This is a genomic window from Aeromonas tecta (assembly GCF_000820185.1).
Classification (GTDB): Bacteria; Pseudomonadota; Gammaproteobacteria; order Enterobacterales; family Aeromonadaceae; genus Aeromonas; species Aeromonas tecta.
The window spans coordinates 63,957-88,868 of record NZ_CDCA01000050.1 but is presented as its reverse complement, the minus strand read 5'-3'; the positions used below and the strand labels follow the sequence as shown (position 1 = coordinate 88,868).

The 24,912-nt window shown below is 57.4% G+C and carries 17 protein-coding genes; 10 read left to right on the top strand and 7 right to left on the bottom strand.

Annotation, left to right across the window (positions count from 1 at the left end; genetic code table 11):
* Together BN1137_RS21535 and BN1137_RS21530 are read right to left on the bottom strand one after the other, a co-directional pair.
* The coding region (locus BN1137_RS21535) for an ABC transporter transmembrane domain-containing protein (protein WP_269745142.1) at positions 1–812 on the bottom strand (812 nt) is incomplete at its 3' end.
* Positions 813–955: 143 nt separating this feature from the next.
* The gene (locus tag BN1137_RS21530; protein WP_050720554.1) at positions 956–3,754 is read right to left on the bottom strand and encodes a hybrid sensor histidine kinase/response regulator; all 2,799 of its coding nucleotides are present in this window, start codon (positions 3,752–3,754) and stop codon (positions 956–958) included.
* Positions 3,755–3,905: 151 nt separating this feature from the next.
* Here BN1137_RS21530 and trxC point away from each other — a divergent pair, with 151 nt between their 5' ends.
* Complete coding sequence (trxC, locus tag BN1137_RS21525; RefSeq protein WP_050720553.1) at positions 3,906–4,346, top strand: thioredoxin TrxC; 441 nt, start codon at positions 3,906–3,908, stop codon at positions 4,344–4,346.
* A 154-nt stretch (positions 4,347–4,500) separates the two neighbouring features.
* Positions 4,501–5,886 carry an SLC13 family permease gene (locus tag BN1137_RS21520; protein WP_050720552.1) on the top strand — a complete coding sequence of 462 codons (1,386 nt, stop codon included), beginning with the start codon at positions 4,501–4,503 and terminating at the stop codon, positions 5,884–5,886.
* Positions 5,887–6,080: 194 nt separating this feature from the next.
* On the opposite strand, the gene BN1137_RS21515 is transcribed toward BN1137_RS21520, so the two are convergent.
* Positions 6,081–8,555: a glycogen/starch/alpha-glucan phosphorylase gene (locus BN1137_RS21515; RefSeq protein WP_050720551.1), complete on the bottom strand. Its 2,475-nt coding sequence runs from the start codon at positions 8,553–8,555 to the stop codon at positions 6,081–6,083.
* Positions 8,556–8,952: 397 nt separating this feature from the next.
* Positions 8,953–9,150: a DUF4250 domain-containing protein gene (locus BN1137_RS21510; RefSeq protein ID WP_005323525.1), complete on the bottom strand. Its 198-nt coding sequence runs from the start codon at positions 9,148–9,150 to the stop codon at positions 8,953–8,955.
* A gap of 233 nt (positions 9,151–9,383) precedes the next feature.
* Here BN1137_RS21510 and BN1137_RS21505 point away from each other — a divergent pair, with 233 nt between their 5' ends.
* A complete protein-coding gene (locus tag BN1137_RS21505; protein WP_050720550.1) occupies positions 9,384–9,875 on the top strand; it encodes a cell division inhibitor in 492 nt (163 codons plus the stop codon).
* A gap of 240 nt (positions 9,876–10,115) precedes the next feature.
* Here the strand turns inward: BN1137_RS21505 and BN1137_RS21500 are convergent, their stop codons facing one another.
* Positions 10,116–11,639 (bottom strand): fumarate hydratase, encoded by a 1,524-nt coding sequence (locus BN1137_RS21500; RefSeq protein WP_050720549.1) that lies wholly within the window; start codon positions 11,637–11,639, stop codon positions 10,116–10,118.
* 208 nt (positions 11,640–11,847) lie between these two features.
* On the opposite strand from BN1137_RS21500, the gene pabB reads away from it, so the two are divergent.
* From pabB to BN1137_RS21480, 4 genes are all read left to right on the top strand, one after another.
* On the top strand, positions 11,848–13,233 hold the full coding sequence (gene pabB, locus BN1137_RS21495) for an aminodeoxychorismate synthase component I (RefSeq protein WP_050720548.1): 1,386 nt from the start codon (positions 11,848–11,850) through the stop codon (positions 13,231–13,233).
* Between the two features lie 58 nt (positions 13,234–13,291).
* Complete coding sequence (locus tag BN1137_RS21490) at positions 13,292–13,858, top strand: CoA pyrophosphatase (RefSeq protein ID WP_050720557.1); 567 nt, start codon at positions 13,292–13,294, stop codon at positions 13,856–13,858.
* Between the two features lie 215 nt (positions 13,859–14,073).
* Positions 14,074–15,369, top strand: a complete 1,296-nt coding sequence (locus tag BN1137_RS21485; protein WP_050720547.1) for an HAAAP family serine/threonine permease — start codon at positions 14,074–14,076, stop codon at positions 15,367–15,369.
* Between the two features lie 752 nt (positions 15,370–16,121).
* Positions 16,122–16,748, top strand: a complete 627-nt coding sequence (locus tag BN1137_RS21480; protein ID WP_050720546.1) for a heme-binding beta-barrel domain-containing protein — start codon at positions 16,122–16,124, stop codon at positions 16,746–16,748.
* 68 nt (positions 16,749–16,816) lie between these two features.
* On the opposite strand, the gene BN1137_RS21475 is transcribed toward BN1137_RS21480, so the two are convergent.
* A complete protein-coding gene (locus tag BN1137_RS21475) occupies positions 16,817–17,269 on the bottom strand; it encodes a DUF6979 family protein (RefSeq protein WP_050720545.1) in 453 nt (150 codons plus the stop codon).
* 314 nt (positions 17,270–17,583) lie between these two features.
* The gene (gene sstT, locus BN1137_RS21470) at positions 17,584–18,834 is read right to left on the bottom strand and encodes a serine/threonine transporter SstT (protein WP_050720544.1); all 1,251 of its coding nucleotides are present in this window, start codon (positions 18,832–18,834) and stop codon (positions 17,584–17,586) included.
* 338 nt (positions 18,835–19,172) lie between these two features.
* On the opposite strand from sstT, the gene BN1137_RS21465 reads away from it, so the two are divergent.
* The 3 genes from BN1137_RS21465 (at position 19,173) to BN1137_RS21455 (ending at position 24,905) form a co-directional block, all read left to right on the top strand.
* A complete protein-coding gene (locus tag BN1137_RS21465; protein WP_050720556.1) occupies positions 19,173–21,095 on the top strand; it encodes a RecQ family ATP-dependent DNA helicase in 1,923 nt (640 codons plus the stop codon).
* A 591-nt stretch (positions 21,096–21,686) separates the two neighbouring features.
* The gene (locus BN1137_RS21460; protein WP_050720543.1) at positions 21,687–23,609 is read left to right on the top strand and encodes a PrkA family serine protein kinase; all 1,923 of its coding nucleotides are present in this window, start codon (positions 21,687–21,689) and stop codon (positions 23,607–23,609) included.
* A gap of 24 nt (positions 23,610–23,633) precedes the next feature.
* The gene (locus BN1137_RS21455; protein WP_050720542.1) at positions 23,634–24,905 is read left to right on the top strand and encodes a YeaH/YhbH family protein; all 1,272 of its coding nucleotides are present in this window, start codon (positions 23,634–23,636) and stop codon (positions 24,903–24,905) included.
* The last annotated feature ends 7 nt before the right edge of the window (positions 24,906–24,912 follow it).

Below are 24,912 nucleotides of genomic sequence, written 5' to 3'. Positions count from 1 at the left end.
TCGCCACGCAGCACCAGGGCGCTGCCCCCCGCCACCGCTAGGAAATAGGAGCAGCCGATGCACAGGTAGATGACGGGATCGAACTTGGCATCGATGCGGGCCACCGCCATGTTGCGCTCCCCCGCCTGGCGGGTCAGCTCGGCAAAGCCCTGATCTTCGAGAGACTCCACCGCATAGGACTTGAGCACCCGCACGCCGGAGAGGGCTTCCTGGGTCTTGTTATTGAGCTTGGAGAAGGCCCCTTGCGCCGCCTTGAACTCCTTGTAGATCTGGGTACCAAAGCGGTTCATGAAGAAGGCCATCACCGGCAGGGGCAGCAGGGAGAGCAGGGTCAGCTGCCAGGAGTACTGGCTGCACATGATGGAGAGCACCAGGATCCCGACGATGAAGGAGTCCACCAGGGTCAGTACCCCCTCCCCAGCGGTCATCTCCACAGCCTGGATGTCGTTGGTGGCATGGGCCATCAGATCGCCGGTACGGTGGCGCTGGTAGAAATCGGGGCTCATGCGGGTGAAATGGCTGAACAGTCGGTTGCGCAGCACATAGGCGAGGCGATAGGAGGCGCCAAACAGCATGACCCGCCACACATAGCGCAGCAGATAGATGAGCAGACCAAGCACGAAGAGCCCCGCCAGATACCCCATCAGGGTGCCCTGATCGAGATCCCCCTTGGCGATGCCATCCACCACCCAACCCACCACCTTGGGCGGGATCACGGTCAACAGCGCCACCATCATCAGCAGCGAGATGGCGGTCAGATAACGCCGCCACTGATCCTTGAAAAACCAGCCAAGTCGTAAAAATACGCTCACATCAACATCCTTTCTCACGGCGCACCGGCGGCCGCGGGTAATAAGAGAAGCCCAATAACAATCGCCCCCGAGGTGGGGGCGATGGGAGCCGGTCATCATAGCCTGAAGTGGCTGGCTTGAGAACGATTGCTATCTCCCCTGTCTCATAGCCGTCCGTCACGCGATTCGAACAGGGAGGTGCCCGACTCTTGCTGTTCGCCAGTCAGCAGGAAGTGGGATACCTCCTCCCGGGTCTGGTTGAACACTTGCTGCAACTGGGCCAACTCGGTTTCGCCCAGCTCCTCTTGCAACCGCAGCCGCCATTCCAGCTCACCGGCCAGCAGTTGCAGGCGGGAGGCGGAGATATTGGCCGACACTCCCTTGAGGGTGTGCAGCAAGCGGCACGCCACCTCGGGTTGCTGACGGCGCAGGGCGGAGCGGATCTCCCACAGATCGTCCTTGTGCTCGGACAGGAACAACTTAAACAAAATTTGCAGTGCCTCACGGTCCTGCTCCAGTCGACGCAGCGCGTCCTCCAGATCCAGCACCCCCATCAGATCCGGCGGCTTCACCTCGAGCTGAGCCCGGCGTTCGCTGTTGGCACTCTTCACCCACTGCAGCAGGTTGTTGTAGAGATCCAGCTTGCTGACCGGCTTGGTGACATAGCCGTTCATGCCCACCCCGAGACAGCGCTCCTTGTCCCCCGGCATGGCGCTGGCGGTGAGCGCAATGATGGGCACGTCGTGCTTGTCCACCATCTTGCGGATCTGGCGGGTCGCATCCAAGCCATCGAGCACCGGCATCTGCAGGTCCATCAAGATGACATCGAAAGGCTGCTCCGCCACCTGCTCTACCGCCTCACGGCCGTTATCCACCACGGTGACCACCGCCTCCACCCGGCGCAGGTATTCCATGATGAGTTGCTGGTTGACCCTGTTGTCTTCGGCCAGCAGCACCCGGGTGCCACTCAGCAGCTCACGGAAATGCTGCTGATCGCCCTGCGCCTCGGCCTGGCGCATGTTGCGATCGTGAGAGCTGCCATTGAGCAGCTCATCGACCTTGGCCAGCAGCGCATTCTCGGTCATGGGCTTGGCGAGGAAATGGGTCAGTCCCATGCTCTCCATGCGCCCGTGCAGCCCCTCTCTGGCCCAGGCGCTGGTCATCAGGATGGGCAGGCGCCGCCACTGGCTGTGTTGATACATCTCAAGCGCCAGATCCAGGCCATCCTCCTGACCCATGCGCCAATCGAGGATCGCGAGGCGAATATTCATGCCCTCTTCTCGCAGCACCTGACGGGCACGGGACACGGTGTTCACCGCCGTCACGGTGGCGCCGGCCCGACTGAGGATGTCCTTGGCAAGCTCCAGCACCAGCTCGTTGTCATCCATGATCAGGATGAGGGGCTGCTGCTCGAAGAAGACCCGCCGCCCGGACACGCCGTAGACGGCCTGGGACAGGGGGATGTCGAACGAGAAGGTCGAGCCTATGCCTGGTTTGCTCTGTACGCTGATTTCCCCCCCCATCAGCCCCACCAGCCGCTGGGAGATGTTCAGCCCAAGGCCGGAGCCACCGTATTTGCGGGTATTACCCGCCTCCAGCTGGGTGAAGGGTTGGAACAGCTGCGTCTGCTTCTCTGGCGCTATGCCGATCCCGGTATCGCGCACGCTGAAGCGCACCCGCATGGGATGCTGGTTGACCAGGGTGATGGCCACCTCCACCTCACCCCGCTCGGTGAACTTGATGGCATTGTTGACCAGATTGACCAGCACCTGACCGAGGCGCAGCGGATCGCCACGCAGAAAATCGGGCACGGCCGGCGATTTGTTGATGATGACCTCGACCTGCTTGCGCTCGGCCAGGTCGGCAAACATGGCCGCCAGGGAGTCGAGCTGCTCGCTCAAGTCAAAATCGATCTCTTCGAGGGTCAACTTGCCGGACTCCACCTTGGTCAAGTCCAGGATGTCGTTGATGAGCAGCAGCAGGGTATCCGAAGAGGATTTGATCTTGTTGAGATAATCCCGCTGCTGCTGACTGAGATCGGTCTGCAGCGCCAGGGCACTGAACCCTATGATGGCATTCATGGGGGTGCGGATCTCGTGGCTCATGTTGGCCAGAAAGTCACTCTTGGCCTGGGCCAGCAATCCGGCATGACGGGACAGTTCGCTCAGTTTCTGGTTACGGCGCCACAGGGTCACGGCCACCAGCGAGAAGCAGAGCAGGGCGCCGCCCAGCACCATCAGGTAGAACCGGCTCTTGAGCGACGAGGCCAGGTCCATCTTGCTCTGCTTCCACACCGGTAACGAGTCCAGCTCTTTCATCTCGATGATCTGGTTGCGCAAGCGGTGATACTCCATCACCTGGCGATTGAGGTCCTGACTGAGCTGATTGATGGCCATGACCTGGGGTTGCTGCGCATAAGTCTCGGTGATGCGCTGCTGCAGTTGCAGCAGTTCACGCTGTTCGCTGATGTCCCAACTGCGTCTGAGGTAATGGCTGAGCCTGACCAGATCGGCGAGATTCCGGTGCAGCGCAGTCTCGACCGAGATGGTTGCCATCAGCGCCTTGAGCTGGCTCTGGAAGCGAGGCTCCAGATACTCGACCGTCATCTCCATGGTGTAGAGCTTGGCCAAGTCCAACAGGTAATCGTCGATGTCACGCTGCAACTCTTGCGACTTGGGATCATCGACCGAGTCGGGGTCTTCACGCACCCGGCTCACGAAATGATCAAGGCTGTTTGACAACTGGCTGAGCCGCAGCTGCACGCTGCCATCGCTGGCCTTCTCCCGGCCCAGCAGATACACGGTGTCGGTGTTGATGCGATTCAAGACCAGCTCGGCGGCCACACTCAACTCGGAGGCACGTTGCTGCTGACTGAGCAGTTGCCAGCAATAGGTCGAAAACGCCAGCAGCGATACGATGATAAGGCTTAAGACAACCCGATTGACGCGCACAACACTCTTCATCCCGTCTCGATTCTCTTGTCATGGTCAGCCATCCGGTGACACCCTGCTCCCCGGATCGCTGACTGTGAAAAATAACTGGCGGCTATGTTACCGTTAGTCAGTTCTATAAATGCAATAAAGATGTTGCCGGACCTGGATTGAGGAACCAATTATGTCACTTATCACCACCTATTGTAGCCACTGCTTTACGCGCAACCGTCTACCCGGCGATAAAATGGATTCAAATGCGAAGTGTGGCCGCTGCAGCGCGACCCTGTTCGGGGTCAGCCCCGTGGTGGGGCGCACGGCGCAGTTCGATACCCTGATCGGCTCCGACATCCCGGTCGTGGTCGATTTCTGGGCCAGCTGGTGCGGCCCCTGCCTACAGTTTGCCCCGGTGTTCAAGCAGCTCGCCCAGGAACTCGAGCCCCGCATCCGTTTCGTGAAACTCGATACCGAACAAGAGGCGGCCATTGCCAGTCGCTACGCCATTCGCAGCATCCCCACCCTGATGGTCTTCAAGCAGGGCCAGATCCTGGCTCAGCGCAGCGGCTCACTGCCCCCCAGTCTGTTTCGGGAGTGGCTGCTCAACCTGACGACACCGGCAGAATGAAAAAAATTTGTTGGATTTGTGTTTCTGATTAGATCCATTTTCAGTTGACTCTGTGAGACGACACATGCTTTGACGATATCCCCCTGTTTCAAATAGGGGGATAAATGTAACCTCGGCAACACAACAACAACCATAAATTAACCGAGAGAACAACATGCACACCTCTGCACTCCCCTCCACCCCACCACGCTGGCTGGACATCAAGGCAGGGATCGTCATTCTGGACGTCCTGCTGCTCTGCGCCATGCTCGCCTGGCTCCCGTTTGATCCCATGATCAACAAGGGCCTCGGCATTCTGATCTTCGTCGCCATCCTCTGGCTGACCGAAGCGGTGAACATCACCATCACCGCCATCGCCATTCCGGTACTCGCCACCCTGCTCGGGGTGTTCGACATGAGCAAGTCGTTGACCGACTTTGCCAACCCGGTGCTGTTCCTGTTCTTCGGCGGCTTCGCACTGGCCGCGGCCCTCTCCAAACAGGGACTCGACACCCAGATCGCCGCCAAGGTGATGCAGCTCGCCAAGGGGCACCTCGGCTGGGCCGCCATCGTGCTGTTCACCATCACGGCCGCCCTCTCCATGTGGATCAGCAACACCGCCACCGCGGCCATGATGATGCCGCTCGCCCTCGGCATGCTCAAAGGCATCGATACCCAAAAAGAGCGCCGCACCCTGGTCTTCGTCCTGCTGGGGGTCGCCTACAGCGCCAGCATCGGCGGCATTGGCACCCTGGTCGGCAGCCCCCCCAATGCCATCGCCGCCGCCCAGATGGGCCTCGGCTTCACCGACTGGCTGAAATTTGGCATCCCTGTGGTGCTCATCTTCATGCCGGTGGGCATAGGTCTGCTCTATCTGGTGGTGCGCCCCAACCTCTCCCACCAGGTCAGCACCGAGAAGGTCACCATAGAATGGACCGGACAGCGCAAGACCACCCTGCTCATCTTCCTCGCGACCGTGCTGCTGTGGATCGGCTCACAACCCATCGCCGCGGCGCTGGGGGGAATTCCCCAGTTCGATACCCTGATCGCCATGGGCGCCATCCTGGCCATCGCCGTCAGCCGGGTCGCCAGCTGGGATGACATCAACCAGAACACCGACTGGGGTGTGCTGCTGTTGTTCGGAGGTGGCCTGACCCTGAGTGCGATCCTCAAGCAGACCGGTGCCAACGCCTTCCTGGCGGAGCACCTGTCCGGCGCCCTCGCCACCATGCCCATCTTCATCATCCTGCTGTGTCTTGCCACCTTCGTGATCTTCCTGACCGAGCTGGTATCCAACACCGCCACCGCCGCCCTGCTGGTGCCGCTCTTCGCCGGTGTGGCCGAGGCGCTCGGCGTCTCCCCCATCGTCATGTCGGTGCTGATTGCCGTCGGCGCTTCCTGCGCCTTCATGCTGCCGGTGGCCACACCGCCCAATGCCATCGTCTTCGCCAGCGGCCATATCCAGCAGCGCGAGATGATGCGGGCCGGCCTGGTGTTGAACCTGGTGTTCACCGTCATTCTGACCCTGCTGGCTTATTGCTTCGGCGACATCCTGCACTGATCCTCTGCCCATACCGGATGCCAGGGCCCCTCAACGGGGCCCTTTTTTATCCTTATCTCTCACTGCTCCACATCTAAAAACTACCCAACTACACCACCAAGGCTAAACAAAGCAGTCAATTGCACAGTAAAAACCCAATAAGAGCAGAATAAAAAACCCCCGCAGTGCGGGGGTTGCTTGTTGTCCTGGTGTGATTAACCGATGTCGCAGGCCTTCAGGTTCCAGATCCTGTCCACATAGTCCTGGATGGAGCGGTCAGAGTTGAACTTGCCCATGGTGGCCGAGTTGATGATCGCCTTCTTGGCCCACAGCGCCGGGTCCCGATACCAGGTATCGATCAGCTTGTGTGCATCCGAGTAGGCGGCAAAGTCCGCCAGCGTCAGGTAAGGATCACCTCCTTCCAACAAGGAGCGCTTGATGGAGGAGAGCTCGCCCGGACGACCCGGCGTGAAGTAGTCGGTATCGAACCAGTCCAGCACCGCCTTGAGCTCGGAGTTGGCATAGTAGAAGTCATAGGGGTTGTAGCCCCGCGTCTTCAACGCCTTCACCTCGTCCACGTTCAGACCGAAGATGGCACAGTTTTCGACGCCCGCCTCTTCCGCGATCTCGATATTGGCCCCATCCAGCGTGCCGATGGTGATGGCGCCGTTCAGTGCCATCTTCATGTTGCCGGTGCCGGACGCCTCGTAACCGGCGGTGGAGATCTGCTCGGAGACATCGGCCGCCGGGATCATCTTCTCGGCCAGGCTGACGCGGTAGTTCGGCATGAACACCACCTTCAGCTTGCCTTGGATGCGGGCGTCATTGTTGACCCGCTCGGCCAGCTTGTTGATGGCGTAGATGATGTCTTTCGCCAGCTTGTAGCCTGGCGCCGCCTTGGAGCCGAAGATGAACACCCGCGGGTGCATGTCATAGTCGGGGTTGGCCAGCAGGCGACGATAGAGCGCCATGATGTGAATGAGATTGAGCTGCTGACGCTTGTATTCGTGCAGACGCTTGATCTGGACGTCGAAGATCGCCTCGGCACTGACATCGATGCCGGTTTCGGCCTTGATGACCTTGACCAGTTTCTCCTTGTTATGACGCTTGATGGTCATAAACTGCTGCTGGAACGCCTCGTCGTCGGCAAACTTGGTGACGGCACGCAGCTTGTCCAGTTGCAGCGGCCACTCCTTGCCCACCACCTCGTTATACAGCTCGGCAAGCTCGGGGTTGCAGGCCAGCAGCCAGCGACGGGGGGTGACACCGTTGGTGACGTTGCACATCTTCTCTGGCCAGAGCGCGGCGAACTCGGGGAAGAGATCTTCCTTCACCAGCTTGGAGTGAATTTCGGCCACGCCGTTAACCTTGGAGGAGCCAATCACGCACAGGTTACCCATGCGGACCTTGCGCACATCCCCCTCTTCGATGATGGAGAGCTTGGCCTTGATGGCATCGTTACCCGGCCACTTCGGCTCCACCAGCTTGTTCAGGAACTGGGCATTGATCTCGTAGATGATCTCGAGGTGACGAGGCAGCACCTTCTCAAACAGGCTGACCGACCACTTCTCCAGCGCTTCTGGCAGCAGGGTGTGGTTGGTGTAGGAGAAGACCCGGTAGCAGATGGCCCAGGCGGCATCCCAGTGCAAGTCTTCTTCATCCACCAGCACTCGCATCAGCTCGGGGATCGCCACGGTCGGATGAGTGTCGTTGAGCTGAATGGCGATCTGGGCGGCGAAATTGGTAAAATCGCTGCCATGAACCCGCTTGTAGCGGCGCATGATGTCCTTGATGGAGCAGGCGCAGAAGAAGTACTGCTGGATCAGGCGCAGCTCTTTACCGGCATCGGTCTCATCGTTCGGATAGAGCACCTTGGAGATGGTCTCGGCCTGGGCTTTTTCCGCCTGGGAGTCGATATAGCCCCCCGCGTTGAACACATCCCAGTCGAAGAACTCGGAGGCACGGGATTCCCACAGTCGCAGTATGTTGACGGTGTGCCCGCCAAAACCGACCACCGGGATATCCCAAGGCACCCCTTTGATTTTGCGACCGGCGTGCCACACCTTCTTCAGGCCGCCGTTGTCACCAAACACGGTCTCAACGTAGCCGTAGAGCGGGATCTCCTGCACCGACTCGGGGCGGCAGATCTCCCAGGGGTTGCCATATTCACGCCAGGAGTCCGGGCGCTCGATTTGACGACCATCCTGGATCTCCTGGCGGAACAGGCCGTGCTCATAGTGAATGCCGTAACCGACCGCCGGGTAGTTCAGGGTGGCCAGTGAATCGATGAAACAGGCCGCCAGACGACCCAGGCCACCGTTGCCAAGCGCCATGTCGGGCTCTTGTTCGCACAGGTCGGTCAGTTCCAGACCAAGTTCGCCCAAGGCCTCTTCGCAGACCTTGTAGAGGGAGAGGTTATGCAGGTTGTTGGAGGTCAGGCGCCCCATCAAGAATTCAGCAGAGAGATAGTGAATGGCACGGGTATCTTTCTTGAAATGCGTCTGCTGAGTACGGGTCAGGCGCTCGTACACCTGTTCATTGACGGCGGCGGCGGTCGCTTTCCACCACGCTTCTGGCGAGGCTTTCTGTTCGCTTGTCCCCAAGGTAGAACGCAGGTGACGCACGATACTCGCCTTGAGCTGATCTTTATCCAGTTGGAGATCCTGGTCTGTCTTCTTCTTGGTAGCCATAAACCATTTTCCTTCGTTACAAATAAAAAATTGTTATCCCCTTGGGGACCGGCGCTGTTGTTATCTCAGAATATGTTCCGGCGTGGGCATACTAGCTAAAGCCGATGGTTTAAAAGTTAACATGAGTCACACTTTAACGTATAAAAATGACAGTTCAAGCATGAAAACCCTTTCCTTAAACTTGACTGAACAAAATTAAAATATCGATAAAAATCATGCAATTAAAAATAAACAGCGAAGATAATTCCATGAATAGGTTTTCAATGGTTGCCAGTGGCTGAAAATACGTGAAAATAACATCAAATCCGGCATGCGTTGAAACCGATTTCAATTCTCGTTGGCTCGGAATCTCAATAAAAGAAAAAGTGCCCCAGTTGGGGCACTCTTCGTCACCGAATTAACCATGGGCCTTGAACTGGTTGCTCATGGGATCATAGTGGTAGCCAATCTGCTGTAACCGCGTGGCCAGCTGATCTTCGGTCATGTCGTAGTAGGCCAACAACTCTTCCAGACCATCGCACTCCAGCCGCAGCTTCTCGTTGATGATCCCGAGCAGAATATTGGCGTCCAGCCGTTGCAAGGTGCTGACATCCATCTTGGTCTCTCCTCTTCCTATACATACTGTATAACCATGAGCGCCTGCTTCCGCTTTGTCTATAGTTCAAAAAACAGACAACCTCAGATTGGTGTAAATTTCCTTTATATTCAATCGTATAGCTGATTATCCTGTTAATCAGCTCACACTTTTCACCACAAATGACTTGTCACTGCCATGAGATACAACTACTGTATACACATACAGCATGGTTATTCATACAGGACAAACATATGAGCCAGCCCCTGAGTCACCGCCCCCTCGCTTCCTCTGTCGGCCTGATCAACCTCTGGCCCACCCGCCATCAGGATAAGCTGGAGCACGATCATCGGCTGGCGGTTGCACCTCATGAAAGCGATCTGCTGGATGAATTGGGGCGGTTGAGTCAGGGCAAGGATGGCTGGATCCTGCTTATCGCCCCTCCGGGATTACCCGTTGCCCAGCAGTGGCAGGCACAGGGCATCAACCCGGACAGGGTGCTGGTCGTGCATGGCCCCAAGATCAAGAACTGGCAACGCATGCTGGAGCAGAGCCTAGGCAATGGTCATTGTGCCGCCGTACTGACTTGGCTGCCCGAGCAGGTGACGCTGGATCGCATCAAGTTGAGCAAACTGGGGCAACGCGCCGGTGTGTTGACCCGCTTCTTCGAGCCGAAGGCCAGCCCCCTCCCCCCACACAGTGGTGCCGTGGCCTATGGTGGGCAAGATATCTACCTCAACCATTGACATCCGATGAGGTGGGTGCCGACGAGAAAAGCAAACTTAGTTGGCAGTGATGGCTCAAAGGCCCATATTCCCCTCGCCTGCTTTCTCCCCTGCAGCGGGCTGCCCCCTTTGCTGCACGCAGTCATACAATGCGCAGACATGGAAAAGGCGACCCTGGGGTCGCCTTATTCACGCTGTTCACTGTGTTTGTGCTTGTCGCTGGTCATACTCGCGCAGATTCAGACCAGAACGGCGAGTGACTCAGGAGAGCTTGCCGTCGAGCTCGGCAATCTTGGCCGACCAATAGGCCGGGCCGGTTTCGTGGATATTGTTGCCTTGGGAATCGACGGCGACCGTCACTGGCATGTCTTCCACCTCGAATTCGTAGATGGCTTCCATCCCGAGATCGGCAAAGGCCACCACCCGCGCCTTCTTGATGGCTTTCGCCACCAGGTAGGCGGCGCCGCCCACGGCCATCAGATAGACAGCCTGGTGCTGCTTGATGCTCTCGACCGTCTTGGGGCCACGCTCTGACTTGCCTATCATACCGATGAGACCAGTCTCGCCCAGCATCATGTCGGTGAATTTATCCATTCGAGTAGAGGTGGTTGGGCCGGCCGGGCCAACCACTTCGTCACGCACCGCATCGACCGGGCCCACGTAATAGATGAAGCGGTTGGTGAAATCGACCCCTTCCGGCAGACCTTCCCCTTTCTTGAGCATGTCGGCGATACGCTTGTGAGCCGCGTCGCGACCGGTCAGGATCTTGCCGGAGAGCAGCACGGTATCGCCACTCTTCCAGCTGGCCAGCTCGGCCTTGGTAATGCCATCCACGTTGACGCGGCGCACGTTGGCTCCGGCTTCACGGGTGATCTGCGGCCAGTCTTCCAGTTTCGGCGGGGTCAGCTCGGCCGGGCCTGAACCATCGAGTTCGAAGTGCACATGACGGGTGGCGGCGCAGTTGGGGATCATCACCACTGGCTTGGAGGCGGCATGAGTCGGGGCGGATTTTACCTTCACGTCCAGCACTGTGGTGAGGCCGCCCAGGCCCTGGGCGCCGATCCCCAGCTTGTTGACCTTGTCATACAGCTCGACCCGCAGCTTCTCTTCGGTGGTCTCGGGACCCCGGGCGATCAGCTCCTGGATGTCGATGTGCTCCATCAGGGCTTCCTTGGCGAGCACGGCCGCCTTCTCGGCGGTGCCGCCGATGCCAATCCCCAGCATGCCGGGCGGGCACCAGCCTGCGCCCATGGTCGGCACGGTTTTCAGCACCCACTCGACCACATCATCGGAAGGGTTGAGCATCACCATCTTGGATTTGTTTTCGGAGCCGCCGCCCTTGGCGGCTATGCTCACTTCCACCTTATCGCCTTGCACCATGTCGATATGTACCACGGCCGGGGCGTTGTCCTTGGTGTTCTTGCGGCTACCGGCCGGATCGGCGAGCACAGAGGCGCGCAAGGGGTTGTCCGGATTGGTGTAGGCGCGGCGGGTGCCCTCATCCACCATCTCCTGCACCGTCATGTCGCTGTCCCACTGCACCTTCATGCCAATTTTGACGAAGCAGGTGACGATACCTGTGTCCTGGCACAGGGGGCGGTGGCCTTCGGCGGACATGCGGGAGTTGATCAGGATCTGGGCCAGGGCATCCTTGGCAGCCGGGTTGATCTCACGGTCATAGGCTGCCTTGGCGGCCTGGACGAAATCGAGGGGGTGGTAGAAAGAGATATATTGTAGGGCGTCGGCAATGGAATCGATAAAGTCCTGTTTTTTAATGATGCTCATATCATCCTCACTGGTCCTCGTCTCAATCAATGCGAGCGAGGGCTTCCATATGAGCCGAGCCTTCGGCTGGCGGCGGATGCGCACAGAGCCGACAGACAACGGCGTGTTTTTATAACGGTGTTTTCTGAAAATGCCGGCCGCCATGATACGCTTGGGCTCCCGTACCGGCTAGGGAGCTGGGTGCAAACTGTTGCCTGTGTAACAAAAAATGAAACCAAGACTGCATATTCACCATTTCACCCCGCAAACATCGCTCCACGATCTGTTTGCCCGGCTGCAACACCAACCCTGGGCCATCTTGCTGGAGTCGGCAGGCCCCCAAGGGGCGGATAACCGCTTCGACATCATCAGCGCCGATCCGCTCGCCACCCTGGAGACCCGGGGAGCCACTACCTGCTTGCGCCACGGCGACAACATCGAGCAACAGCTTGGCGATCCCCTCGCCCTGCTCGCCAGCACCCAGCAAGCCTTGTTGGGCTCCTTGGATCAAAACGACTCGGCGCTGCCCTTTATCGGCGGCGCCCTGGGGTTGTTTGGCTATGACTTGGGACGACGCTTCGAGCGCCTGCCAACCTGGGCAATCCCGGACATCCAACTGCCGGACATGGCGGTGGGGATCTACGACTGGGCCTTGCTGCGAGAGGTCGCGACGGGCCGTTGGCAGTTGGTACATTGGGGAGACGAGGCCGGACTCGCCAGCCGGCTGCGCTGGCTCGAGGCGCACACGGCCTTCCCGTCAACCTCTCAGGAGCCGTTCTCTCTGACGGGCCCCTGGCAGAGCAACATGAGCCGGGCCGAATACGGTGACAAGTTCGCGCGGATCCAGGCCTATCTGGCGGCGGGGGATTGCTATCAGATCAATCTCACCCAACGCTTCAGCGCCCCCTACCAGGGGAACGAATGGTCGGCCTATTGCGCCCTCAGTGCCGCCAACAAGGCCCCCTTCTCGGCTTTTATCCGGCTGGAAGAGAGCGCTATCTTGAGCCTTTCGCCCGAACGTTTCCTGCTGCTCGATGGCCGTCACATCGAGACCAAACCCATCAAGGGTACCCGCCCCCGCCACCCAAACCCCGTCATCGACCGTCGGGTGGCTGAGGAACTGGCCAGCGCCGACAAGGACAGATCCGAGAATCTGATGATCGTGGATCTGCTTCGCAACGACGTCGGCCGGGTGAGCCGCCCGGGTTCGGTCTGCGTGCCGCACCTGTTTGCGGTGGAGTCCTTCCCTGCCGTTCACCATCTGGTCTCCACCATACATGGCGAGCTGGATGCGCGCTGGCAGGGGGTGGATCTGCTGCGGGCCTGTTTCCCCGGTGGCTCCATCACCGGGGCCCCCAAGATCCGGGCGATGGAGATCATCGAAGAGCTGGAGCCCCAGCGGCGCAATGCCTACTGCGGCAGCATCGGCTACCTGAGCCAGCATGGCCGCATGGACACCAGCATCTGCATTCGCACCCTGATAGCCGAACAGGGCCAGCTGCACTGCTGGGCGGGGGGTGGCATCATCGCCGACTCGGAGGTGGACAGCGAATATCAGGAAACCTACGACAAGGTGGCCCGCATCCTGCCACTGCTGGATGCCCTGCGTCAGTGATAACGCCGCCCCGCCCGCACCGACCTTCAAGGAGAGGATCATCGAGATAGATACCGAGATTGGCCGTGCCGAGCTGCTGACCCGTTTCCTGCTGCAGCGCCCCGCCCCCGCGCACCGGCTGATGCTGGCCGGGCTCAAACCGGCGGCCGTGTTGCTACCCCTGGTGGAGCGCCCACAGGGGCTGCAACTGCTGCTGACCCGTCGCAGCACACAGCTGCGCCATCACCCCGGGCAAATCAGCTTCCCTGGCGGGCGCCAGGATCCCGAAGACGAGAGCCTGATCCAGACGGCGCTGCGAGAAACCCAAGAGGAGCTCGGGATCCCCGCAGCCCTAATCCGGGTCATCGGCAGCCTCACGCCGCTCAATACCATCTCCCTCTACGATGTGCTGCCGGTACTCGCCATGGTCGACGCCGATTACCAGCTCACCCTGAGCCCGGACGAGGTGGAGCAGGCCTTCGAGGTGCCCCTCAGCCATGTGCTCAATCCGGCCCACCACATCGCCCTGACCATCCCCAGGGCCGGCAAGAGCCACACCATCTACTGGATCCCCTGGCAACAATCTTTCATCTGGGGGGCGACCGCCAGCATGATCCGTCAGCTTTCCCAGCACCTATCAAAATAACATCCTGATAACTCGTTGAGCTGAAAAATTATCCATTTAACACTCAACTAACATTGCATATGATAAAGAAATTTTGATTTTTTATTCTTTTGATCACATTTTCATAAGAAAGTACGGGTTTGCCCCTCATAAAGGTGAATCTGATCAACATTTTTGATTAAAAAAAAAGTATTCTTTCGCCGACTAATTAAAACCACACATTCGGGGTGAGACACATGTCTAATACTGTCACCGGCGCACCAGACGCCGCGACCACACTGGAGCAAGCAAACCGCTCCACCCACGCTCGTAGTTGGAACAAGCAGGACACCACCTGGGTGATCAGCCTGTTCGGTACCGCCGTTGGCGCCGGCATCCTGTTCCTGCCCATCAACGCCGGCATGGGTGGCTTCTGGCCACTGGTGGTGATGGCGCTGCTGGTTGGCCCCATGACTTACCTGGCCCACCGCGGCCTGGCGCGCTTCGTGCTCTCCTCCAAGAATCCCAATGCCGACATCACCCAGGTGGTGGAAGAGCATTTTGGCGTCGGCGCCGGCAAATTAATCACCCTGCTCTACTTCTTCGCCATCTACCCGATCGTGCTGATCTATGGCGTGGGTATCACCAACACCGTGGAAAGCTTCCTGGTCAATCAGTTGCAGATGACGGCGCCGCCGCGCTGGATCCTCTCCATCGTGCTGATCATGGGCATGATGTCGGTCATGCTGGCCGGTGAGAAACTGATGCTCAAAGTCACCGAGATGCTGGTGTACCCGCTCATCGCCATCCTGGCGGGTATCTCCCTGTATCTCATCCCGGACTGGACCGGCGCCGCCCTGGCCCAGGTGCCTTCTGCCAAGGACTTCGCCACTACTCTGTGGCTGACCATCCCGGTACTGGTGTTCTCCTTCAACCACAGCCCGGCCATCTCCAGCTTCGCCCTGGCTCAGCGCCGCGATTACGGTGACGACGCCGTCGCCAAGTCCGATGCCATCTTGAAGCGCACCGCCATGATCCTGCTGGGCTTCGTGATGTTCTTCGTGTTCTCCTGCGTGATGAGCCTGACCCCGGCCCAGCTGGCAGAAGCCAAGTCCCAGAACATCGCCGTGCTCTCCTACCTGGCCAACCAGCATGCGAGCCCTGTCATCTCCTACTTCGGTCCGCTGGTTGCCTTCGTCGCCATCGTCTCCTCCTTCTTCGGCCACTACCTGGGTGCCCGTGAAGGTCTGAAGGGGATGATCGTCCAGAACATGCGCCAATCCGGCAAGACCCCGAACACCAGGAAGGTCGAGCTGTTCATCATTGCCTTCTTCATCCTGACCCTGTGGGCCGTGGCCGTGATTAACCCCTCCATCCTCGGCATGATCGAGTCCCTGGGCGGCCCCATCATCGCCACCATCCTGTTCCTGATGCCGATGTACGCCATCAAGCGCGTCCCCGCCATGGCCAAGTACCAGGGCCATATCAGCAACGTCTTCGTGGCGACCATGGGCCTGATTGCCATCTCCGCCATCCTGTACCAGCTGTTCTAATCTCGTCAGCCTTTGACCCATCCATGCCCGCCACCCTGGCGGGCATTTTTTATGGTGTAACCAAGGTCCCCGCCTGACGGCACTCGCGCACGGCGGCGAGCCTACACATCACCGTCCACTCAGGCAGCACCTGCCATGCCTGATGCCAAGGCGGCTTCACACAGTACCGGCAAGCAACGCCATTCAGGCGCAAATGCGGCATCATCTGGCAAGACCCTATTCTGGTCGATATTTATATTGTCAGGCTGATTTATTTATATATGAATGAGTTCAAGAGCGCGTCCATCTAATATCGTGAATATAGTCATTAATATGGCTGCCTGACATTATTGAATATGACTATTGCTCCAAGCATGCAAGTCATTACTTCAGCAATAGTATTGCTCGCAATAATAATTCTAGAACAATTAACAGATAAGGATGATTCATTCAACTCAAAGAGACTCAAAGTAACCCGTTAATCATAGGTATGAGAACTCGATACCCTGTCTAGATCAATATAGGGTTAAGTTCTTATCCTCTCTCGGCATAAAATATAAACTTGATCTGTATCATATGGCTATTTAATTCCAGTCTGATATTTATTGCGCCAAATCAAAGTCAGTTTATTATTGGACGTAAAATATATACTCTCCTCACAGAAATTAATATCCAGAGAATAGTTTAATTGACGAGCAACCTCTCAAACTTATAACGTCACTCCGGCTTGAACCGAGTATAAAAAAATTATTCAATTCCGATGGGAGTGATTTATGAACAAACATATTATCTCTGCACTGTTGCTGGCCAGTTCCACCCTGACATATGCCCAGGCCGATGGGATGATCAATGGTCTGGATTTTGGTCCCTTGGCACCGCTGGCGGGCACCTGGAAAAGCATTGAATCCGGCGGCGTCGATGTAGCGCCGGGACAAGAGGGCAGTAAAGTTGGCAAGGGCGGGCCTGCCGTCGAGCCTTTTTATGAAGTCATTACCTTTGAGCCTGCCGCCGATGCCAAAAATGCCAGCAAGCAATATTTAGTGGCCATGTATTACAAGCAGGAAGTATTCAGGAAGAGCGACAATGGCAAGTTCCATGATCAGCGGGGTTACCTGATTTACGACAAGCAGAATCAGGTGGTCTACAACTCCTACTGCATCCCCCGTGCGGTCTGCGTCGTGACCGAGGGCAAGGCCGGCAACAAGATTGACTTCAAAACAGGGAAACGAGGGATATCGGAGAGCAGCTACATGACGGCCAACGACACCACGACCGACTTTGCCATGTCGCTGGACTTCTCCGAGAAAGGCCTGCTCAAGTACAGCCAGACCACCAGCCTGAATGTCTATGGCAAACCGTTCGCCCATACCGACAGCGGCTCGTTAAGCAAGGTCAACTAATAGGGTGATAAAGAAAGCCAAGGCGTCCACTGCCTTGGCTTTTATTTAATATGTTGCTGGTAACAGGCTTATAAAATATTTTCTTTCAGTGCCAATTTCGCCCCGACCTCATCGAGGCTCAGCGTATTTGAATACCAGAGTGTCAATATCACATCCATCTGGTTGTTATGCTTCAGGGGCTTTATCACTTTGCAGTCTGCCATGACCTCTGCCCACAGGTCATCGGCACAGATCGGTTTAGATATATCCTTGCCTGAGAGAATACCGAGCGCGCTGACCACATATTTCTTGGTTTTGGCAGCAGCCGAATATTTTATGGGCATGACACAGCTGATCGCCCCCAGGCTGCACAAGGTGAGAAAGGTCACCTTGGGGTTGTTCTTGAATTTTTGAACGTTTGTGCAATCACCAAAGGCTTCGTATATTGCCATGTCCCATGCCGCGGCATGGGGATGATTATATTGCACCATGATATGCACGGCTCTTAACGCGGCACCTCCGTATTTCCCATAGATAATCATTGCCACCTCCAGTTTTCGCCATGATACGGCACTATGCGAAAGTCGTAGCCTGTAAATTATCTATTGGTATCATCGTGTTTTTCTATTCCTGACAACAATCTCCATCAATAAAAATAGAATTTGATCTGGGATAATATTTCTCAAGCTTTATTAAATAGCAATAGACAACAGACCTCTCTCATTCGATGAAACTTGTTAGTAGATGCTGTTGCATGGAGCCTGGCTCAAATATTGATTGCGATGAAGGCTATTCTGCCGATCAATAAAAAACGCCCTCATTTGAGGGCGTTTTCGATGCATGAAGTGACGGATTATCAGGCTTCGCGGCGAGCAAGCGGCGCGGCATCCAGCAGCGCCTCATCCTCGGCCATGCAAGCGGCCGCGGTGAACAGCACGTCGGTGGAGCTGTTGAGGGCCGTCTCGGCGGAGTCTTGCAGCACCCCGATGATGAAGCCCACGGCAACGACCTGCATGGCGATGTCGTTGCTGATGCCAAACAGGCTGCACGCCAGCGGGATCAGCAGCAGCGAGCCACCAGCCACACCAGAGGCGCCACAGGCACTGACGGTGGCCACCACGGAGAGCAGCACGGCGGTCGCCAGATCCACTTCCATCCCTAAGGTGTGCACCGCCGCCATGGAGAGCACTGTAATGGTGATGGCGGCGCCGGCCATGTTGATGGTGGCTCCCAGCGGAATGGAGACCGCATAGGTGTCTTCCGGCAGACGCAGCTTCTCACACAAGGCCATGTTGACCGGGATGTTGGCGGCGGAGCTGCGGGTGAAGAAGGCGGTTACGCCGCTCTCTTTCAGGCAAGTCAGCACCAGCGGATAGGGATTGCGCTTGATCTTCCAAAACACGATGAGCGGGTTGACCACGAAGGCAATGAACAGCATGCAACCGATCAGCACCATCAGCAGTTGGGCGTACCCGAGCAGAGCGCCGAAGCCGGTCTCGGCCAGGGTTGAGGCGACCAGCCCAAAGATCCCGAGCGGCGCACAACGGATCACCGCCTTGACGATGGTGGAGACCCCGTGGGAGAGATCGGTGATCACTGCCTTGGTCCCTTCACTGGCATGACGCATGGCGATGCCAAGACCGATGGCCCAGGCCAGGATGCCGATGTAGTTGGCATCGATCAGCGCCTTCACCGGGTTGGTGACCACGTTGAACAGCAGGGTTTGTAGCACTTCCGTGATGCCACCCGGCGGGGTGATCTCGGCGCTGCTCGCCACCAGATGCAGGTTGGAGGGGAACAGGAAGCTCGCCACTACCGCCACCACCGCCGCCAGGAAGGTACCCAGCAGATAGAGCAGCAGAATTGGCTTCATGTTGGTCTTTTGGCCCTGTTTATGGCCGATGATTGCCGCCATCACCAGCACAAACACCAGCAACGGAGCCACCGCCTTCAGGGCGCCGACGAACAGGCTGCCGAGCAGACCTGCCGCCTTGGCCCATTCAGGCATTAACAAGGCGAGTAAAATACCGAGTACCAGACCGACCAGGATCTGGCTAACCAGACTGGTGCTGTTGACCAGTTTTATGAGGGGGTGTTGTTGTGTCATCAAATAGTCCCTGTGCACGTGAAGTGCGTGAATCATTAGTCCTGTTGGCAACCTGCCACACGCCGTGATACCGGCATATTGACGACGATCTCTGCTGGCAAATCTTCTTCTGGATCTGTCCAAGACGCATGGGGCTGCGGACAAGGAATATCCCATCAGTCGGCGTTTTTTTCCACTTAATCACTGAAAAATATCAGGGTTACCTCACAAAAAATCTACAACAATGTGATAACACAATATCAACCACGGTTAAAATGTCGCCATCCCAGTCCGATCATCGGCCGGGCAGCCCCAACAGTGGTATCATGCCGCTCTTTTATCTGTGCTGGAGCCTCGCCATGATCACCTCTCTTCTGACCCGTCACTTCGGCTTTGATCGGTTAAGGCCCGGCCAAGAAGCCGTGATCAGTCGCCTGCTGGACGGCAAGAGTGCGGCGGCCATCTTCCCGACCGGCGCCGGCAAATCCCTCTGCTATCAGTTGCCCGCCCTTGCCCTGCCCCATCTGACCCTGGTGATCTCCCCACTCATTGCCCTGATGCACGATCAGCTCGCCTTCCTCAAAAGCAAGGGCATCGCCGCGGCGACCCTGGATTCCAGCCTGACGCCGGAGGAGAGCCGGCGGGTGATGCAGCAGGCCAGCGACGGTCAGCTCAAGATCCTGATGATCTCAGTGGAACGCCTCAAGAACGAACGCTTTCGCCGCTTTATCTCCCAAATTCCCCTCTCCTTGCTGGTGGTGGACGAGGCGCATTGCATCTCGGAATGGGGCCACAATTTTCGCCCGGACTATTTGAAGCTGCCGGATCATCGCCGCGAGCTCGCCATCCCCCAGGTGCTGCTGCTCACCGCTACCGCCACCCCGGCGGTCATGGCGGACATGCAGGCCAAGTTCGACATTGATAAAGAGGGTCTGGTGGTGACCGGTTTTTATCGCCCCAACCTGGATCTCGCCGTCGTCCCCCTGGCTGGCAGCGCCCGCGATAGCTGGCTGCAACAGGAGATGCAGCGCGATCCCGCGGCGCCGACCATCGTCTATGTCACCCTGCAACACACGGCGCAGCAGTGCGCAGAGCGACTGCAGCGAGCGGGGATCCGGGCCTGTGCCTATCACGCCGGACTGGACTCGACCTTGCGCAGCCAGATCCAGCACGACTTCATGGCAGGCAAGGTGGATTGCATCGTCGCCACCATCGCCTTTGGCATGGGCATCGACAAGGCCGATATCCGCCGAGTGATCCACTATGACTTACCCAAATCCATCGAGAACTACAGCCAGGAGATAGGCCGTGCCGGGCGCGATGGCCTCTCCTCCCGCTGCCTCGTCCTGGCCAGCCGGGCCCAGTTGCCGGTGCTGGAAAACTTCGTCTACGGGGATACGCCGGACAAAGCTGCCATCATGACCTTGCTCGAGACGGTGCAACAAAGCGGCGCCGAGTGGGAATTTGGCCTGCTGCGCCTGTCAAATGACACCAACATTCGCCAGCTGCCCCTCAAGACCCTGCTGGTCTATCTGGAGATGGCCGGAGTCATCGCGCCGGCCTACAGCTACTTTGCCGAGTACCGTTTCAAGTTTGTGCTGGAAAAAGCGGAGATCCTGAGCCGTTTCAATCCGGATCGCCACCAGTTCCTAGAGCAGCTGTTTGCCTGCGCCCCGCAGGCACGCAGCTGGTGCACCATGGATTTCGACGCACTCTGGCAGGGTTATCAGGGAGAGCGGCATCGCGCCGCCGCCGCGCTGGATTATCTACAGCAGCAGGGCTGGATTGAGCTCGAGAGCAAGCAGATGACGGAGGTGTATCGGGTATTACGTCAAGATCTGGATGTAGCAGCGCTGGCGACACAGCTGCACGCTCTGTTCGAGCAGAAAGAGCAGAGTGAGCTGGCAAGGTTGCAGGCCCTGCTGGCCTTCTTCACCTCGAGCCACTGCCTGAGCTACGAGCTGGCCATCTACTTTGCCGATGAGCAAGCGCCAAGCCAATGTGGGCACTGCTCCGTTTGTCGGGGTGAGATTGCCATCCTGCCTCTGCTGCCAGCCCCGGCCTTACCCAACGAGCACGGCTTGCGTGCCTGGTGCGATCCGCTGGTGGCGCTGTGCCATAGCCAGGAGCCCCGGATCCTGACCCGTTTCCTGTGTGGCATCGCCACCCCTTTGACCACCAAGGTCAAGGCAAAGAATCTGGCAGGCTTTAGCCAGCTTGCTGCCCATCCGTTTGCAGATGTGTTGGCAGCAGTCTCCCGTATCTACCCCGTCACGCCGTGACACGCCAATCTGCCAAACGCCAAACGCCAAACGCCAAACGCCAAACGCCAAAAAAAGAAGACCCCCGCGAATGCGAGGGTCAAGCCAACGGAAACGTGCTTAAACAGAGCTTAGTATCTGTACAGCCATCACTTTCTTGCTAAAGCGATGGCTGCTCGACACAGGGCCAATCTAGAGCAGCCAGAATGTAGCGTCAATGTAAAAATTAGAGCTTAAACACCAAACAAAGTACATTACGCTCACGTAAACGTAATGCAATTTGTATGATCCGATGCTGCCCGCCTTACCCCGCCTGCACTTGGCTCACACCAGAACCTGGGTCGCCACTACCCTGCCTATATCACACAAACATTTATTTTTTATGTCTTTGACATTTGCATCACGATCATGGCAAAAATAATTTAACAGTCAGTAACATAGATATGTCATTGGCTGCACCTTCCCGTACCAGGATCGGGAAGCTCCCGTACAAACTTAAACCTATGATGGCGATGGATTACTGGGGGCTGTTGACTAGGCTTAAGAGGCAAACAGAACAAAAGTAGTGATCCACTCTTTTTCAGGGTAAGCGACTATAACGAGGGCTAAGTTATGGGCATCTTCGAGCACTATCAACAGCGGTATGAGAAGGCCAGAGAGGAGGAGTACAGCATCCAGGAGTTCCTGGACATGTGCAAACAGGATAAATCCTGCTACGCCTCCGCCGCCGAACGTCTGCTGGTTGCCATCGGCGAACCGGAAATGATCGATACTTCGGTCAATCCGCGCCTCAGCCGCCTTTTCTCCAACCGCGTCGTCGCACGCTATCCCGCTTTCAAAGACTTCTATGGCATGGAAGAGGCCATCGAGCAGATCGTCTCCTACCTCAAACACTCGGCCCAGGGGCTGGAAGAGAAGAAGCAGATCCTCTACCTGCTGGGGCCGGTCGGCGGCGGCAAGTCATCCCTGGCCGAAAAACTCAAATCTCTGATGCAGAAGGTGCCCATCTATCGCATCAAGGGGTCGCCGGTCAACGATCACCCCTTCTGCCTGTTCGACATTGAGGAAGACGGCGAGATCCTGGAAAAAGAGTACGGCATCCCGCACCGCTACCTGCGCCCCATCATGTCCCCTTGGGCGGCCAAACGGCTGCACGAGTTTGGCGGTGACATCACCAAGTTCAAGGTAGAAAAGGTCAATCCATCCATCTTGGATCAGATTGCCATCGCCAAGACGGAGCCTGGCGATGACAACAACCAGGACATCTCCTCTCTGGTTGGCAAGGTCGATATCCGCATGTTGGAGCATTACGCCCAGGATGATGCCGATGCTTACTCCTACTCAGGTGCGCTCTGTAAGGCAAACCAGGGGATGATGGAGTTCGTGGAGATGTTCAAGGCCCCCATCAAGGTGCTGCACCCCTTGCTGACTGCGACTCAGGAAGGCAACTACAACGGTACCGAAGGCCTCTCCGCCCTGCCCTTCGACGGTATCTTGCTGGCTCACTCCAATGAGTCTGAGTGGCAGCAGTTCCGTAACAACAAGAACAACGAGGCCTTCCTCGACCGGGTTTACATCGTCAAGGTGCCTTACTGCCTGCGCGTCTCGGAAGAGGTAAAAATCTACGAAAAACTGCTGATCAACAGCGAACTGACCGACGCCAAATGTGCACCCGGCACCCTGGAGCTGCTCGGCCAATTCTCCGTCCTCTCACGGCTCAAGGAACCTGAAAACTCTAGCCTCTACTCCAAGATGCGGGTCTATGACGGCGAGAGCCTGAAAGACACGGATCCCAAGGCCAAGAGTTATCAGGAATACCGTGACTATGCCGGCGTGGACGAGGGCATGAATGGCCTCTCGACCCGCTTCGCGTTCAAGATCCTCTCCCGGGTGTTCAACTTCGACCATGCGGAAGTGGCCGCCAACCCGGTTCACCTCTTCTATGTGCTGGAGCAGCAGATAGAACGCGAGCAGTTCCCGCAAGAGCTGCACGATCGCTATCTCGAGTTCATCAAGGGCTATCTGACCCCACGCTACGTGGAGTTTATCGGCAAGGAGATCCAGACCGCCTACCTCGAATCCTATTCGGAGTACGGCCAAAACATCTTCGATCGCTACGTCACCTACGCCGACTTCTGGATCCAGGATCAGGAATACCGTGACCCGGAAACCGGCCAGCTGTTTGACAGGGCATCTCTCAACAGCGAGCTGGAGAAGATCGAAAAACCGGCGGGGATCAGCAATCCGAAAGATTTCCGTAACGAGATCGTCAACTTCGTGCTGCGAGCACGGGCCAACAATGCAGGCCGTAACCCCAACTGGACCAGTTACGAGAAGCTGCGCACCGTGATCGAGAAGAAGATGTTCTCCAACACGGAAGAGCTGCTGCCAGTTATCTCCTTCAACAGCAAAACCTCAGCCGAGGAGCAGAAGAAGCACGATAACTTTGTCGAACGGATGATGGAGAAAGGCTACACCCGCAAACAGGTGCGCCTGCTCTCCGAGTGGTACCTCAGGGTACGCAAGTCATCCTGACCCTGATCAGTTCAAGGGGGAGTTATGGCGCATTTTATCGACCGCAGGCTCAACGGCAAAAACAAAAGCGCTGTCAATCGGCAGCGCTTCATCCGCCGTTACAAGAAGCAGATCAAACAAGCGGTTTCGGATGCTGTCTCCAAGCGCAGCATTCAGGATGTGGACAAGGGCGAGAGCATCAGCATCCCGACCAAAGACATCGGTGAACCCCATTTTCATCAGGGGCAAGGCGGCAAGCGGGAGATGGTTCACCCTGGCAACGATCAATTCGTCTCTGGCGACAAGATTGACCGCCCCAAGGGAGGGGGCAGCGGTCAAGGGGGTGGCGAAGGTCAGGCCTCGGATCAGGGAGAAGGCGCCGACGACTTCGTCTTCCAAATCTCCAAGGATGAGTATCTGGACTTGCTGTTTGAAGACTTGGAGCTGCCCCGCTTGCAGAAAACCCAGCTCAACCAGCTGATGGAGATGAAAACCTACCGGGCGGGCTACACCTCCAACGGCGTGCCCGCCAACATCAACGTGGTGAGATCCTTGCAAAATTCCCTGGCCCGTCGCATGGCGCTGCAGGCAGGCAAGAAACGTCAGTTGCGCGAGCTGGAGCAGCGGCTCGCCCTGCTCGCTGGTGAGCCCAACGATCACTTTGCCGAAATGGCGCAGTTGGAGAAGGAGATCCGGGAGCTGAAGCGGCGCATCGATGCCGTGCCCTTCATCGACACCTTCGATCTCAAGTTCAACAACTTCGTCAAACGCCCGGTGCCATCAAGCCAGGCGGTAATGTTCTGCCTGATGGATGTGTCCGGCTCCATGGATCAGGCCACCAAAGAGATGGCCAAGCGTTTCTATATCCTGCTCTACCTGTTCCTGAGCCGTACCTACAAAAACGTGGAGGTGGTCTATATTCGCCACCACACCCAGGCCAAGGAGGTGGACGAGCACGAGTTCTTCTACTCCCAAGAAACTGGCGGCACCATCGTCTCCAGTGCTCTCAAGATGATGAACGACATCATCAACGAGCGTTACCCCGCCAACCAGTGGAACATCTATGCGGCGCAGGCATCAGATGGAGATAACTGGGCGGATGACTCGCCCCAGTGCAGGGAGATCCTGATGCGCGATATCATGCCGCGAGTGCGTTATTACTCCTACATCGAGATCACCACCCGTGCCCACCAGACGCTGTGGCACGAATATGAGTCGGTAGCTGGCCAATTCCCCCACTTCGCGATGGAACACATTCGCAAGGTGGAGGACATCTATCCGGTCTTCCGGGAGCTGTTCAAGAAGCAAGCGGCTTGAGGGACGT

Coding starts and splice junctions, on each gene's coding strand:
- BN1137_RS21530 (WP_050720554.1), bottom strand. CDS start 3,754: ATGAAGAGTGTTGTGCGCGTCAATCGGGTTGTCTTAAGCCTTATCATC.
- trxC (WP_050720553.1), top strand. CDS start 3,906: ATGTCACTTATCACCACCTATTGTAGCCACTGCTTTACGCGCAACCGT.
- BN1137_RS21520 (WP_050720552.1), top strand. CDS start 4,501: ATGCACACCTCTGCACTCCCCTCCACCCCACCACGCTGGCTGGACATC.
- BN1137_RS21515 (WP_050720551.1), bottom strand. CDS start 8,555: ATGGCTACCAAGAAGAAGACAGACCAGGATCTCCAACTGGATAAAGAT.
- BN1137_RS21510 (WP_005323525.1), bottom strand. CDS start 9,150: ATGGATGTCAGCACCTTGCAACGGCTGGACGCCAATATTCTGCTCGGG.
- BN1137_RS21505 (WP_050720550.1), top strand. CDS start 9,384: ATGAGCCAGCCCCTGAGTCACCGCCCCCTCGCTTCCTCTGTCGGCCTG.
- BN1137_RS21500 (WP_050720549.1), bottom strand. CDS start 11,639: ATGAGCATCATTAAAAAACAGGACTTTATCGATTCCATTGCCGACGCC.
- pabB (WP_050720548.1), top strand. CDS start 11,848: ATGAAACCAAGACTGCATATTCACCATTTCACCCCGCAAACATCGCTC.
- BN1137_RS21485 (WP_050720547.1), top strand. CDS start 14,074: ATGTCTAATACTGTCACCGGCGCACCAGACGCCGCGACCACACTGGAG.
- BN1137_RS21480 (WP_050720546.1), top strand. CDS start 16,122: ATGAACAAACATATTATCTCTGCACTGTTGCTGGCCAGTTCCACCCTG.
- BN1137_RS21475 (WP_050720545.1), bottom strand. CDS start 17,269: ATGATTATCTATGGGAAATACGGAGGTGCCGCGTTAAGAGCCGTGCAT.
- sstT (WP_050720544.1), bottom strand. CDS start 18,834: ATGACACAACAACACCCCCTCATAAAACTGGTCAACAGCACCAGTCTG.
- BN1137_RS21465 (WP_050720556.1), top strand. CDS start 19,173: ATGATCACCTCTCTTCTGACCCGTCACTTCGGCTTTGATCGGTTAAGG.
- BN1137_RS21460 (WP_050720543.1), top strand. CDS start 21,687: ATGGGCATCTTCGAGCACTATCAACAGCGGTATGAGAAGGCCAGAGAG.
- BN1137_RS21455 (WP_050720542.1), top strand. CDS start 23,634: ATGGCGCATTTTATCGACCGCAGGCTCAACGGCAAAAACAAAAGCGCT.